The following is a 13,513-nucleotide window of genomic DNA, read 5'->3' on the forward strand; positions in this document are numbered from 1 at the left end:
TCGTTCGCCGATCGGACCCCTACCGGGGCCGGTCGGCGACGGGGGCACAATGGATACATGACCACCCCTGAAGACTTCGACGCACTGCTGGTGCTCTCGTTCGGCGGGCCGGAACAGCCCGCCGACGTACGCCCGTTCCTGGAGAACGTGACTCGTGGACGCGGAGTGCCGCCCGAGCGTCTGGACGACGTCGTCGAGCACTACATGCATTTCGGGGGTGTTTCCCCGATCAACGAGCTCAATCGCAACATCATCTCGGCACTGCGTGACGAATTCGATTCGGCTGGAATCGATCTGCCGATCTACTTCGGAAACCGCAACTGGCATCCGATGATCGAGGACACCGTAGCGACCATGAAGTCGGACGGGATCGCCAACGCCCTGGTGTTCCCGACGTCGGCGTGGGGTGGCTACTCCGGGTGCAGGCAGTATCACGAGGACATCGTCCGAGCCCGCGACACAGTGGGCGACGGCGCACCGCACCTGCTCAAGATCCGGCAGTACTACGACCACCCGCTGATGGTCGACGCCTTCACCGATGCCGTCGCATCGGCGCGAGCCTCACTGCCCGAGCAGCACCGCGCCGGTGCACGCCTGGTGTTCACCGCACACTCCATTCCCTCCGCCGCCGACGCCAATGCCGGCCCGCCCGAGGACGGCGGGCATCTCTACAGCCGTCAGGTAGCCGAGGCCTCGAGGCTCGTTGCGGCCGCGTCCGGTATCGAGGACTACGACCTGGTGTGGCAGTCCCGATCGGGACCGCCACAGGTTCCGTGGCTGGACCCCGACATCTGCGACCATCTCGAAGCGCTCTCGGCTCGGTCGGTCGAATCGGTGATCGTGTGTCCGATCGGATTCGTGTCCGACCATCTCGAGGTCGTGTGGGATCTCGACACCGAGGCCGAGGAGAAGGCGCGCGAGCTCGGAATGGCCTTCGCGCGCGCAGGCACTCCCGGTTCGGATGCGCGCTTCCCGAAAATGATTCGCGAACTCGTGGACGAGTACCGCCTCGGTGCCGACTGCCGCCGCGGGCTCGGACGCGTGCCGGGCTACGGTTCGACGCTGGATGGAAAGCGCTGCGCCGTCGGATGCTGCGAGCAACCGTCCCGGCCCACTCGTCCTGCCGGAGCCGCTGCCCGATAGTCCGCGATCGAACGACCGACGGGCATCAAGCGGAGTGCATCGCCGCTTCGATGCTCGTCGCGACAGCGATGGTGCGGGCGGTACGGACCGCAGCCCACAGCGGCCGAACCAACTCTTCGCGCGCCGCAGCGGCTCTCGCGGTGGGGGCTTCCGACGGAGCAGACCCGGCCGCGACGGTCAGAATGGCCGCAACCCGGTCGGCCGATTCGAGTACCCGGAACGCCCTGTCCGACATCTCGGCGGGGTAGCGATGCCGGGCCGCATCGGCGATCAGTTCGGCGATGCGGGCACGTGGATCGGATTGCAGGGTTCGGGTGGGCAGCGACTGCATCTGGGCGAGAGCGTCCGCCGCGCCGCGAACGGCCTCGCGCATCTCGTATTCGGCCTCGCCCAGGCCTTGTTCACGATGGCCGTGCTCGGGAACGACGATCGAATAAACGGTCCAGCGCAACACATCCGGTCCCTCGACAACTGGCACCACTCCGATCCCGTGGTTGCCCGAGGCACCGACGATCACGGCCTGCCCGGAGTTCAGGGCGGCGCTCGAGAAATCCGTGTTCGCCGGTAGTCCGCTCACGGCCCCCGGGGCAGGCAGAACGAGCCTGACCCGGTCGTCTCCGACCGCAGACCGCATCTGCGCCCCTGCGGTGGCCCTGATCGCCTGCAGCAGGCCTGCGATTCCCTCGACGTAACCGGGATGCTGCAGGCCGAAGCTCTCGGCCGCACCCACATCTCCCGCACCCACGAGATGCATCGGTGCCCACTCGGACATGGCGTCGATGACGTCGTCCGGTGAGCTGGCACCAGCCAGCCAGGAACTGGCCCACAGGGCAAGACTTGCACTCGAAGAACACACGACTCACGAGCATAGGTCGGCGTGGCGAACCGTGCTCGGGACGCCGATGTGGCTAGCGTTGATCGCCGTGAACGACATGTACGGCGGAGACATTCTCAAAGGGCACAGTCGGATGCGGAAGGTACCGGCGCCGGAAGTTCCGGCCGAGCGCGGACTGGTCGTCGAGGACGCCGGAACCGGTTACTGCGGTGCGGTGGTCGGATTCGAGCGCACCTATGACGGAGACTTCGTCCGGCTCGAAGACGGTGCCCGCACCACGCGTCTGTTCGCCCTGCGCGATGCCGCGTTCCTGATCGACGGCCGTCGGGTGACTTTGGTCCGCCCGAAGCCCGTGGCTGCGACACCGCAGCAGACGCGCTCTGCCTCCGGGTCCACCAAAGTCGAGGGACTGCGGGCACGGACGGCCCGCGCGAGCCGGATCTGGGTAGAAGGCGTGCACGACGCGGCCCTCGTGGAAAGTGTGTGGGGACACGATCTTCGAGTGGAGGGAGTGGTCGTCGAGCACCTGGAGGGTCTTGACAACCTGGGGGAGCGATTGGCCGATTTCGGTCCTGGTCCAGGGCGTCGTGTCGGCGTGCTGGTGGACCATTTGGTGACCGGGTCCAAGGAGTCGAAGTTGACGAGGTCGCTGGGCGAGCACGTGCTGGTCACCGGTCATCCGTTCATCGACGTCTGGGAGGCCGTCAAGCCCGCTGCTGTCGGTATCGATGCCTGGCCGAAGATCCCGCGAGGCGAGGATTGGAAGACCGGAATCTGCCGAGAGCTGGGGTGGGGCAGTCCGCGGGAGGGGTGGCGTCGGGTGTATTCGTCGGTATCGAGCTTCCGTGATCTCGAAGCACCACTGATCGGAGCCGTCGAACATTTGGTCGACTTCGTCACCGAGTAGGGCTGTGTCCAGCAACGCACCGGCAATTGTCCGATTCGTGATTGGATGGAGGCTGTGGCAGCGATCATTTGGCTCATAGCGGCGGTGGTGCTCGCCGGTGCCGAGGCACTGACGGGCGACTTCTTTCTTCTGATGATCGCCGGCGGTGCGCTCGGTACTGCAGGGGTTTCTGCTCTTACGGATTTCCCGGTGTGGGCCGATGCGATCGTCTTCGGTGTCCTGTCTCTGTCGCTGGTTCTCGGGTTGCGACCGATTCTGTTGCGGCGCTTCGCGAATCCGCCCGATATCCCGATGGGCATGGCAGCACTCACCGGCAAGAGTGCTGTGGTGCTCGAGCAGGTCACTGCACACGAAGGCCAGATCAAGCTCGGTGGTGAGGTGTGGACCGCTCGTCCACTCGACGAGACCGAGGTCTATGCCCCGGGTACCACCGTGACCGTGATGGAAATAGACGGCGCTACCGCCGTCGTATGGAAGGGACCGTAGTCAGTGGAAGCACTCATCGCACTGGCTGTCATCGTCGTGTTCGTCGCGGTGTTGATGGCCAAGTCCATCTCGATCGTCCCGCAAGCCGAGGCAGCCGTGATCGAGCGGCTCGGCCGCTACACGCGCACCGTGTCCGGTCAACTCACGTTTCTCGTACCGTTCGTCGACCGCATTCGTGCCAAAGTCGACCTGCGCGAGCGGGTCGTGTCGTTTCCGCCGCAGCCGGTGATCACCAAGGACAACCTGACTGTGTCGATCGATACCGTCGTCTACTTCCAGGTGACCAATCCGCAAGCGGCCGTGTACGAGATCAACAACTACATCGTCGGCGTCGAGCAGTTGACAACCACCACGCTGCGTAACGTCGTCGGCGGAATGACGCTGGAAGAGACGCTCACCTCGCGTGATTCGATCAACGGTCAACTGCGCGTCGTGCTGGACGAGGCGACCGGACGCTGGGGCCTGCGCGTCGCCCGAGTGGAGCTCAAGAGTATCGATCCGCCGCCCTCGATCCAGGAGTCGATGGAGAAGCAGATGAAGGCCGATCGCGAGAAGCGAGCGACCATCCTCACTGCCGAAGGCCATCGTGAATCGGCCATCAAGACGGCCGAGGGTGACAAGCAGAGCCGGATCCTCGCCGCCGAGGGTGGCAAGCAAGCGTCCATTCTCACCGCGGAGGGTGAACGGCAGTCGCGCATCCTGCGGGCACAGGGTGATCGTGCGGCGAAGTATCTCGAAGCTCAGGGTCAGGCCAAGGCGATCGAGAAGGTGTTCGGTGCCATCAAGGCCGGCAAGCCCACGCCCGAGTTGCTCGCGTACCAGTACATGCAGACCCTGCCGCAGATGGCGCAGGGCGACGCGAACAAGGTGTGGATGATTCCGAGCGACTTCGGCGATGCGCTCAAGGGTTTTGCGAAGACACTCGGCACGCCGGGCGAGGACGGGGTCTTCCGCTACGAGCCCAACGAGTCGGCGGGCAACGAGCCCAAGCCCGAGGACGACTCGGACGAGGTTGCCGAATGGTTCGAGACCAAGACCGATCCGGCAGTCGCCGAGGCGGTCAAGGCCGCCGAGGCAGTGGCCCGCAAGCCGGTCGACACGTCGATGGCGCCGTCACCCGAACTCTCGAAGGGCTTCGACGTCGGTGCCCTGTCTGCGTCGCCCGAGGCGGAGCCTGAACAGCGCTGAGATCTTCGGTGATCAGTTGAACAGGGCGGTTCCTACACCGGCAGCGGCCAGGGCCCACAGCACACTGGCGAAGGTGCCGATGATGAACTGTTCGGAGGCATGGGATTCGCGCAGCTCGGGATAGCGCGCAAGTCCCTTGACTGCCAGCACGATGGCGATCCCTTCCGGCCACCCGGCGAGGATCGACACGGCGACGGCCACGCGTTCGAGAATGCCGATGGTCAATCCACCACGAAGCGGCTCGACCGGATCGTCTCCGGTCGAGTCGCTCTGTCGTCGTGCGACGCGAAACACGGTGGGCACCATCGCTGTTCCGCCCAGGGCCGCAGCGACGACGCTGAGGACCACTCCGACGGCATGGCCCAGACCGTAGGCCGGTCCGGCCACCGTGGCCAGGATTGCCGCTGCCGCGAGCAGACTCGACACGGCGACGGTGGGCAACCATCGGCGAATTCCGGTGCCGGCGGGGACGGTAGCGGCGACTGCAGTCAGTGCCAGTAGCACGAGGGTGGCAACGATCATGGCCGATGGCTTCCCGTCGTGTTCGCGGTGTCGAGCAATCGAGTCGCCAGGGTGCGGCCCGCGTTCTCCACCTGCCAGCCGGCGACGGAGAGTCGTTGCGACATAGCTTGTTTGCTGATCTTCAACAGCTCTGCCGCGTCGGTCTGCGACAACCCGCCCTCCATGAGTGCAACCGCTTCGCGGCCGTGGTCCGAGCGGCGGCCGATCAGGAGGGCAACAAGGGTGAATGCCGTCTCGGCATCTTCGGCGGCAGTGGGCTCGGGGCCGGAGACGGCCAGCGCGGCGGGGGTCCCCTTGGCCCTGGTCACAGCGTCTCGAGCTGCCTCGAATGCTGGGCCACGTCCGGCTCGCGTGGTTTCCGGTAGTGGAAGCTCGACGGAACCGATGCCGATTCCTACGCTCCACTGTGGCGTGGACACCAGTTCGAGCGCGATGGAGACGACGGTGGCGGCGTCCTCGCACACGGCTTGGACTTCGTCTCCTGCTGTGCGATCGAAAGGACGGATCAGCTCGTGGTCGCGATAGCGGTCGAGCAGCTCGGGTACCCGATCGATATCACGTCTACTTCGACGTTGGTCCACGGTGAGAACGAACATTGGACAAGGCTAGGTCGTTGATTTGATATAGTCAAGCTTCAAGGCTTGATTCATCGGAGTCAAGGTTCTCGCCCTGCTGACTGCCAGCAGCAACACGCTCCGACTTCGAGCCGCGCGAGAGCCGCCAATCCACCACCAGGCCACTCAGTCCGATCGCGATGCAGACCGCGGACAGCACCAGCAGCACCGGATGCGTCTCACCTCCGATGGCACCGCCGATCACGACGATCCCAAGAGTGCCCGGCAGCATGCCGACCGCGGTCGCCGCAGCGAACGGCACGAGACGCACTGCAGATACACCGCAGGCGTAGTTCACCAACGAGAACGGCACCGGGGCGATCAAGCGCAGAGAGCCGACGGCCAGCCAGCCTCTCCGGCGAAGGCTGTCGTCGATCGAGTCCAGGACCGAATGCGACATTCGAGCTGCCACGGCCTCGCGTCCGATCGCGCGGACCAGCAACAGAGCCAGGATCGCGCTGACCGTCGACGCTCCGATAGTGACGGCCAGACCGGTCAGCGGGCCGAACAGAACTCCGGCACTGAGTGTGAACAGGGTTCTCGGGACCGGCGCAATGGTCGCGACCGCGTGCACGGCGAAGAAGGCGAGCGGGAACGCAGGCCCGACGGCTGTTCCCCACTGGCGAATCTCTTCGACACTCGGATGGGGAGCGAACACGGCCACGAGGGCGAAGACGACGATCACCGCCACCAGGGCGATCAGTCGGAGGTCGCGCAGGTGCCGGGTCACGAGAGGCCAGCGTACCGGCGCAAGGTGACGCCTTCGCTATCTCGGAGTTCGACGACCGAGCGGTACGACCGAACGTGAGGTGATCCTCACGATAACCTGCAATGAAGTGGGGTTAGCATCACTTCAAGTCGGGTGCAGATCTGCCCGCCGAACCGAGGGAGCAGCACACGTGTCCATCGCGTCGCACGAAGATGCCGCACGCAGTGCTCATGCGGCCTGGCAGAAGTCAGTGGCCGGTGTGTTGGCCAAATCTCGCAGGGTCGAGGTGGCCGATCTGCCTGCCGATCCCGAACATCTACTCGATTCCACGACCTACGACGCGATCACGGTCTCCCCGTTGTACACAGCGTTCGACGAGCGGCCAGAAGGTCCACTACCGGGGCAGTTTCCGTACGTACGGGGTCGCGATCCCCATCGCGACGTCAATGCAGGCTGGAAGGTGTGCACTCGGCACGGCTCGACTGCCCGAGACGCAGCCGACGGTGACGCGTCCGTTCTCAACACCCAGATTCTCGACTCGCTGTCCAACGGCACCAGCGCTCTGTGGTTGGCGGTCGGCGGCCACGGCGTCGACCCGACAGTGCTCCCGGAGGCTTTGCGCGGGGTGTTCCTCGAGCTCGCACCGCTGACGATCGATGCGCGCGAGGACGTATCTGCCGCGGCAGCCTCGTTGTTCTCCATTCTCGACTCGGCCGACATCGACGATCGCGCCGCAGTCGACATCCGACTCGGAGTGTCCACCCTGACTGCGCAGTTGGGGGGCACCGCGACGATCGAGATGACCGAGGCACTCGAGCTGGTCCACGAGTCGATCGGTCGCGCCGAGACAATTCGCACGATCACAGTCGACGGCACCGTCTTCCACAATCTCGGAGCCGGCGACGCGCAAGAACTCGGTGCGTCGATTGCCGCAGGCCTCGAGTACGTCCGCTCCATGACGAACGCAGGCGTCGGCATCTCGGATGCTCTGCGCCAGATCGAATTCCGGTTCGCCGCCACCGACGATCAGTTTCAGACCATCGCCAAGTTCAGGGCCGCGCGCACACTGTGGGCGCGCGTCGCGCAGGTGTGCGGATCCTCGGAAGCCGGTGATGCTCCGCAGCATGCGGTGACCTCGGAAGCAATGATGTCTCAACGAGATCCGTGGGTGAACATGCTGCGCACCACACTGGCGTCGTTCGGTGCCGGGGTGGGTGGCGCGGATTCGGTGACGGTGTTGCCGTTCGATGCCGCGCTACACGGCGGCGCAGCGGGGGTGTCGAAGACCTTCGCGGCCCGCATCGCCAGGAACACTCAATTGCTGCTGCTCGAAGAAGCCCATTTGGGGCGGGTGCTGGATCCCGGTGCCGGGTCCTGGTACATCGAGGATCTGACGGCAGCGGTCGCCGCGAAGGCCTGGGAGTTCTTTCGGACCGTCGAAGCGTCGGGTGGATTCCGCGCCGCCGTCGACGACGGTTCACTCGTGGCGGCGATCGAGAAGACCCGTGCAGAGCGCGATTCCGATATCGCACACCGGCTCACCCCGCTGACCGGTGTCAACGAATTTCCCAATCTGGCCGAGGCTCCACTGACTCCCGAGCAGACCGCGCAGCAGGGCTCGGCGGCGGTGTACCGGTACGGCAGGGCTTTCGAGGCGCTCCGGGATCGGTCGGATGCATTTCTGGCCGAGCATGATTCGCGGCCGACCGTGCTCCTGATACCGCTGGGAAGCGTCGCCGAACACAACGTCCGAACGACGTTCGCATCGAACCTGATGGCCTCGGGCGGAATCGAGGCCGTCAATCCAGGTCCACTGACCGTGGACGGAATCGCCGCGGCGGTCGAGTCCTTCCAGGCCGCTGTCGCCGTGGTGTGCGGTACCGACAAGCGTTACGCCGACGAGGCCTCCACTGCCGTGGATGCAGCCCGCGCCGCTGGTGTTTCGCGGGTTCTGCTCGCCGGACCAGAGAAGATCTTCGCCGGCATCGAGGGCACGTCGCGTCCCGATGGATTCCTGACCGCGAAGGTCGATGCCATCGCTGTGCTGACCGAACTTCTCGACACCCTGGGAGCGAAGAAGTGACGACCGACGAGAACCGAATCTCTCACACCATCGGCAGTTTCGCCGACGTGCCCCTGGTCGATCCCGACGAGCCGACGCCGTCGCCGCCGTCGGCCGAGGACGTCGCCGCTCATGTGGAGCAGGGTGCGAAGGCCAATTTCTACACTCCCGAGCAGGTGGTGTGGTCCACCCCCGAGGGCATCGACGTCAAGCCGGTGTTCACCGAGGCGGATCGTGACGCCGCGGAGGCCGAGGGCTATCCGCTGCACAGCTATCCGGGTGCCCCGCCGTTCCTCCGCGGGCCGTATCCCACGATGTACGTCAACCAACCGTGGACCATTCGTCAGTACGCCGGATTCTCCACCGCGGCCGAGTCCAACGCCTTCTACCGCCGCAACCTCGCGGCCGGCCAGAAGGGCCTGTCGGTGGCGTTCGATCTGGCCACTCACCGGGGCTACGACTCCGATCACCCTCGAGTGCAGGGTGACGTCGGAATGGCCGGTGTCGCAATTGATTCCATCTACGACATGCGTCAGCTGTTCGACGGCATCGACCTCGGTAGCGTCTCGGTATCGATGACGATGAACGGAGCGGTGCTGCCGATCCTGGCGCTGTACGTCGCCGCCGCGGAGGAGCAGGGTGTCGGGCCGGAGAAACTTGCCGGCACCATCCAGAACGACATCCTCAAAGAGTTCATGGTGCGCAACACCTACATCTATCCGCCGAAGCCGTCGATGCGCATCATCTCGGACATCTTTGCGTACACCAGCGAGAAGATGCCGAAGTACAACTCGATCTCCATCTCCGGCTACCACATCCAAGAAGCCGGTGCCACAGCCGATCTCGAACTGGCCTACACCCTCGCGGACGGTGTCGAGTACATCCGGGCCGGCCTCGATGCAGGTATGGACATCGATACGTTCGCACCGCGACTGTCGTTCTTCTGGGCCATCGGAATGAACTTCTTCATGGAGGTCGCCAAGCTCCGCGCCGGGCGCCTGCTGTGGGCCGAGCTCGTCCAACAATTCGAGCCCAAGAGCGCCAAATCTCGTTCACTGCGCACTCATTCGCAGACGTCGGGTTGGTCGTTGACCGCACAGGACGTCTTCAACAACGTCGCCCGTACGTGCGTCGAGGCCATGGCCGCTACCCAGGGCCACACCCAGTCCCTGCATACCAATGCGCTCGACGAAGCACTGGCGCTGCCGACGGACTTCTCGGCCCGTATCGCACGCAACACCCAGCTGCTCATCGCTCAGGAATCCAACACCGTTCGCCCGATCGATCCGTGGGGCGGCTCGCATTACGTCGAATGGCTCACCCACCAGCTCGCGAATCGGGCTCGGGCACACATCGCCGAGGTCGAGGAAGCGGGCGGTATGGCCCAGGCCATCGGCGAAGGAATTCCCAAGCTGCGCATCGAGGAGGCGGCCGCTCGTACCCAGGCGCGAATCGACTCCGGCCGACAGCCGCTGGTGGGCGTCAACAAGTATGTGCCCGACGAGCCCGACACCATCGAGGTGCTCAAGGTCGAGAACTCGAAGGTCCGCCGTGAGCAGATCGAGAAGCTCGAACGCCTTCGTGCCGAGCGCGACACGGCCGAAGTCGAGGCAGCACTGGCGAATCTGACCCGGGCCGCCGCCTCGGACCAGCCAGGAATGGAGAACAATCTGCTTGCTCTCGCCATCGACGCCGCGCGCAAGATGGCCACCGTCGGCGAAATTTCCGATGCGCTCGAGAAGGTCTACGGGCGCCATCAGGCGGAAATCCGGACAATCAGTGGTGTGTATCGCGACGAGGCAGGTAAATCCGAGAACATCACCCGCGCCACCACGCTGGTCGAGCAGTTCGCCGAGGACGAGGGTCGTCGGCCTCGCGTCCTGGTGTGCAAGATGGGTCAGGACGGGCACGACCGCGGCCAGAAGGTCATCGCAACGGCGTTCGCGGACATCGGCTTCGACGTCGACGTCGGCCCACTCTTCCAGACGCCGGAGGAGGTGGCCCGCCAGGCTGCCGACAACGACGTCCACGTGGTCGGCGTGTCGTCTCTGGCGGCAGGCCATCTGACGCTGGTGCCCGCCTTGCGTCAGGCCTTGGCCGACGTCGGCCGCGGCGACATCATGATCGTCGTCGGAGGCGTCATCCCGCCCGGCGACTTCGACGAGCTCTACGCGGCAGGTGCCGCTGCCATCTTCCCTCCGGGCACCGTCATCGCCGACGCCGCGATCGGGCTGGTGGAGAAGCTGTCCGTCGCGCTCGGGCATGCACCCCGCGAGGCCAACGCCTGAACATGGGTGCTCCGAACAACGACATGAGCTCTTCGAATGGTTCACCGCCGCCCAGAGGCCGCATCATCGACGTCGATAGCGTCGCCGAATCGGTGCGAGCGAACGAGCGATCCGGTCTGGCGCGTGCCATCACGCTCGTCGAGTCGACTAGATCGGATCATCGAGATCTGGCGCAGCAACTGCTCCTCCGTGTGTTGCCCGACGCAGGTGGCTCTCACCGGGTCGGTATCACCGGAGTGCCGGGTGTCGGTAAATCGACGTTCATCGACGCGCTCGGTATGCGGTTGATCGAGAAGGGGCACCGAGTCGCGGTGCTTGCGGTCGATCCGTCGTCGACCCGAACCGGTGGTTCCATCCTGGGTGACAAGACCAGAATGTCGCGTTTGGCGGTCCAGGAGAACGCGTACATCCGGCCGTCTCCGACATCGGGAACCCTGGGCGGGGTGGCGCGTGCGACCCGCGAGACCATCGTCTTGCTCGAAGCAGCCGGTTTCGACGTGATCCTGGTCGAGACTGTGGGTGTCGGACAGTCGGAGGTGACGGTCGCCAACATGGTCGACTGCTTCACGTTCCTCACGCTCGCACGCACCGGAGATCAGCTGCAGGGCATCAAGAAGGGCGTTCTCGAACTCGCCGATCTGGTGGCCGTCAACAAGGCCGACGGCAAGCACGCGACCGACGCGAAGAACGCGGCGCGAGAGTTGGCGGGCGCGCTGCGGCTGATCTATCCGCACGATGCGATCTGGAAGCCCCCGGTGTTGACGATGAGCGCCATCGAGGGCACCGGACTCGACGAGTACTGGGATACAGTGCTGCGCCATCAGCAAGTGCTCAGTGACGCAGGCGAATTCGCAGAGAAACGTCGGAAGCAGCAGGTCGATTGGACGTGGACGATGGTCAACGACCAACTGCTGCGTCGGCTGGCGCAGAATCCCTCCGTCAAGGCCATCCGCAGCGACGTCGAGACCCGAGTGCGCGACGGTTCCCTGACCGCCGCGCTGGCGGCGCAGGAGCTACTCGACGCGTTCGATTCCTGATTCGAATTCTGCTCGCTGTGCCGCGGGGTAGAGCCGGGCTGCGAGAGCTCCGACACGATCGATCAAGCGGTCGAAGAATGCCTCCGGATCGGTGTGTGTCGCGATCGCGACGTTCGCGTCCTTGCCCCACATCCCGCGCCAGTCCGCGACTGTTGTTCCGCGCGTGAGAGTTCCGACGAGTTCGACGTCGACGGTCGCGTGTCGGTAGGTGGCGATATCCGGATCCAGCGCGACAGCGGCCGCGAACGGATCGTGCATGTGCGCGAGGAATCCTTGATCATGATCGCGATGGAATTCCATGTAGAACCGCACCGCGTCGGAGAAGTGCCGCACGATCGGATTCGACGCGGTCGACCGAACACCTGGTGCATCGCTCGACGAGATCGCCTCGCCGGGAGAGCTTCCGGCCCGTTCGGCAAGCCGCCGAACATGTTCCGGCGTCATCTCGATGGTCTCGGTGATGTCGAGCGCACAGACGATGGGGCGACGGTCTGCAGGTAGTCCGGAGAAGGCTGCGAACACCTCCGCGGCTGCCTCCGGGTCCACCGCGATGTTCCATTCGCTGGTCGGCGTCGTGTTTCCCTGGTGTTGAAACGCTCCACCCATGAGCACCAAACGCTTCAACAATCGAGGTAACTCGGGATCGAGGCGGATCGCCAGTGCCAGGTTGGTCAGCGGACCGGTGACGAGCCCGGTGATCTTGCCCGGATGCGAGCGGACCAGCTCGATCCACATCGTGGTGGCATCTCGGGGTGACAGCGGCCGAGGCGAGACCGGCAGCTCTGCGTACCCGATACCTTGCGGTCCGTGGGTGTCCTCCGTGGTCATCAGCGGTGCAACGAGCGGCACCTGGGCACCGAGCGCTACCTCGACATCACCTGCACGGCACAGATCGAGCCAAGCCAGGTTGTTCGCGGCAACCTGATCTACCGGCACGTTCCCGGCGGTGGAGGCAATACCGAGTATGTCTGCCTCTTCGGTCGCGAGCAGGTACAGCAGGGCGAGCGAGTCGTCGATCCCGGTGTCGACGTCGACGATCAGTGGCACGGTCATGCTGCCACCTGCGTGGTCGGGGTGTGGCGAACCGGAAAATTGACCGATCGTGCGATGAAGCACTTCGACGACGCTGATGCGTGCAGCTTCTCGGCGCGGGCCAACATAGACGGGTCGGCCACGCTCACGAACGGGGCCAGGGTGACTTCGACGAACTGCCCGGACCCGTCGGATTGCTCGGTCATCACCCCGGTGGGGGAGTCGACGTAGCCGGTGACCGTCACGCCCGATGCAGCGGCCAGTCCGAGGTACCAGAGCATGTGGCAACTCGACAGCGAGGCCACGAGGAGCTCCTCGGGATTCCAGCGCTCTGCATCGCCGCGGAAGCTCGGATCGGAACTAGCTGCGAGGTCGGGCTTCCCTGGAGCCGAGACAACGTGGTCGCGGTCGTAGCAGGAGGCACCTGAGGTTCCCTCGCCGCGATTGCCCGTCCAGTTCACTGTGAGTCCGTAGTTGTGGTTCGGCACGAGTCCATCGTGCCAGTACCGGGCCGAGGGGCGACGGTCCACCTCTTCTCTTGATGTCCGTATCGACCGGATTGCCCCAATTGTCAAGGGGGCCAGGCCCAACGGATCATTCGACCACCGACCTGCTGAAACCTGGACCGACGTCGCTGTTTGTCGTGTTCGCTGTTTGATAAGCGGTCATTCCCCTGGCTAACGTTGCAGT

The 13,513-nt window shown here is 64.9% G+C and carries 13 protein-coding genes; 7 read left to right on the forward strand and 6 right to left on the reverse strand.

Annotated elements, in window-relative coordinates; genetic code table 11:
* The first annotated feature begins 57 nt into the window (after positions 1 to 57).
* Positions 58 to 1,143 (forward strand): ferrochelatase, encoded by a 1,086-nt coding sequence (locus QM797_RS13935; protein ID WP_283276218.1) that lies wholly within the window; start codon positions 58 to 60, stop codon positions 1,141 to 1,143.
* 25 nt (positions 1,144 to 1,168) lie between these two features.
* On the opposite strand, the gene QM797_RS13940 is transcribed toward QM797_RS13935, so the two are convergent.
* A complete protein-coding gene (locus tag QM797_RS13940) occupies positions 1,169 to 1,999 on the reverse strand; it encodes an Rv1486c family protein (RefSeq protein WP_283276219.1) in 831 nt (276 codons plus the stop codon).
* 76 nt (positions 2,000 to 2,075) lie between these two features.
* Between QM797_RS13940 and QM797_RS13945 the strand changes: the two genes are divergently transcribed.
* The 3 genes from QM797_RS13945 to QM797_RS13955 are packed head-to-tail and all read left to right on the forward strand — an operon-like array spanning position 2,076 to position 4,559.
* Positions 2,076 to 2,885 carry a DUF3097 domain-containing protein gene (locus tag QM797_RS13945; RefSeq protein ID WP_283276311.1) on the forward strand — a complete coding sequence of 270 codons (810 nt, stop codon included), beginning with the start codon at positions 2,076 to 2,078 and terminating at the stop codon, positions 2,883 to 2,885.
* A gap of 54 nt (positions 2,886 to 2,939) precedes the next feature.
* Positions 2,940 to 3,371: an NfeD family protein gene (locus QM797_RS13950; protein WP_283276220.1), complete on the forward strand. Its 432-nt coding sequence runs from the start codon at positions 2,940 to 2,942 to the stop codon at positions 3,369 to 3,371.
* A 3-nt stretch (positions 3,372 to 3,374) separates the two neighbouring features.
* Complete coding sequence (locus tag QM797_RS13955) at positions 3,375 to 4,559, forward strand: SPFH domain-containing protein (protein ID WP_283276221.1); 1,185 nt, start codon at positions 3,375 to 3,377, stop codon at positions 4,557 to 4,559.
* Between the two features lie 12 nt (positions 4,560 to 4,571).
* Here the strand turns inward: QM797_RS13955 and QM797_RS13960 are convergent, their stop codons facing one another.
* From QM797_RS13960 to QM797_RS13970, 3 genes are read right to left on the reverse strand one after another with little or no spacing between them, the layout of a single operon-like run.
* The gene (locus tag QM797_RS13960; RefSeq protein ID WP_283276223.1) at positions 4,572 to 5,081 is read right to left on the reverse strand and encodes a hypothetical protein; all 510 of its coding nucleotides are present in this window, start codon (positions 5,079 to 5,081) and stop codon (positions 4,572 to 4,574) included.
* On the reverse strand, positions 5,078 to 5,677 hold the full coding sequence (locus tag QM797_RS13965) for a hypothetical protein (protein ID WP_283276224.1): 600 nt from the start codon (positions 5,675 to 5,677) through the stop codon (positions 5,078 to 5,080). The genes QM797_RS13960 and QM797_RS13965 overlap by 4 nt, the downstream gene beginning before the upstream one ends.
* Before the next feature lie 31 nt (positions 5,678 to 5,708).
* A complete protein-coding gene (locus QM797_RS13970) occupies positions 5,709 to 6,425 on the reverse strand; it encodes a TVP38/TMEM64 family protein (protein WP_283276225.1) in 717 nt (238 codons plus the stop codon).
* Positions 6,426 to 6,594: 169 nt separating this feature from the next.
* On the opposite strand from QM797_RS13970, the gene QM797_RS13975 reads away from it, so the two are divergent.
* Genes QM797_RS13975 through meaB form a run of 3 tightly spaced genes read left to right on the forward strand, consistent with a single transcriptional unit; the run spans position 6,595 to position 11,791 of the window.
* On the forward strand, positions 6,595 to 8,487 hold the full coding sequence (locus QM797_RS13975; RefSeq protein ID WP_283276226.1) for a methylmalonyl-CoA mutase family protein: 1,893 nt from the start codon (positions 6,595 to 6,597) through the stop codon (positions 8,485 to 8,487).
* Positions 8,484 to 10,754: a methylmalonyl-CoA mutase gene (gene scpA / locus QM797_RS13980; RefSeq protein ID WP_283276227.1), complete on the forward strand. Its 2,271-nt coding sequence runs from the start codon at positions 8,484 to 8,486 to the stop codon at positions 10,752 to 10,754. Before QM797_RS13975 ends, scpA begins: the two co-directional genes overlap by 4 nt.
* Positions 10,755 to 10,777: 23 nt before the next feature.
* On the forward strand, positions 10,778 to 11,791 hold the full coding sequence (gene meaB, locus QM797_RS13985) for a methylmalonyl Co-A mutase-associated GTPase MeaB (RefSeq protein ID WP_283276228.1): 1,014 nt from the start codon (positions 10,778 to 10,780) through the stop codon (positions 11,789 to 11,791).
* On the opposite strand, the gene QM797_RS13990 is transcribed toward meaB, so the two are convergent.
* Both QM797_RS13990 and QM797_RS13995 read right to left on the reverse strand, forming a co-directional pair.
* Positions 11,768 to 12,844, reverse strand: coding sequence for a nucleoside hydrolase (locus QM797_RS13990; RefSeq protein WP_283276229.1), 1,077 nt, complete (start codon positions 12,842 to 12,844; stop codon positions 11,768 to 11,770). The genes meaB and QM797_RS13990 overlap by 24 nt on opposite strands.
* Complete coding sequence (locus QM797_RS13995) at positions 12,841 to 13,311, reverse strand: OsmC family protein (protein ID WP_283276230.1); 471 nt, start codon at positions 13,309 to 13,311, stop codon at positions 12,841 to 12,843. The genes QM797_RS13990 and QM797_RS13995 overlap by 4 nt, the downstream gene beginning before the upstream one ends.
* Positions 13,312 to 13,513: the final 202 nt, after the last annotated feature.

Source organism: Rhodococcus sp. IEGM 1381, assembly GCF_030056795.1.
In the GTDB taxonomy this organism is placed as follows: Bacteria; Actinomycetota; Actinomycetes; order Mycobacteriales; family Mycobacteriaceae; genus Rhodococcoides.

Excerpts from the sequence above, each read along its gene's own strand:
- QM797_RS13965 (WP_283276224.1), bottom strand. The coding sequence starts at position 5,677 with ATGTTCGTTCTCACCGTGGACCAACGTCGAAGTAGACGTGATATCGAT.
- QM797_RS13960 (WP_283276223.1), bottom strand. The coding sequence starts at position 5,081 with ATGATCGTTGCCACCCTCGTGCTACTGGCACTGACTGCAGTCGCCGCT.
- QM797_RS13990 (WP_283276229.1), bottom strand. The coding sequence starts at position 12,844 with ATGACCGTGCCACTGATCGTCGACGTCGACACCGGGATCGACGACTCG.
- QM797_RS13935 (WP_283276218.1), top strand. The coding sequence starts at position 58 with ATGACCACCCCTGAAGACTTCGACGCACTGCTGGTGCTCTCGTTCGGC.
- QM797_RS13945 (WP_283276311.1), top strand. The coding sequence starts at position 2,076 with ATGTACGGCGGAGACATTCTCAAAGGGCACAGTCGGATGCGGAAGGTA.
- meaB (WP_283276228.1), top strand. The coding sequence starts at position 10,778 with ATGAGCTCTTCGAATGGTTCACCGCCGCCCAGAGGCCGCATCATCGAC.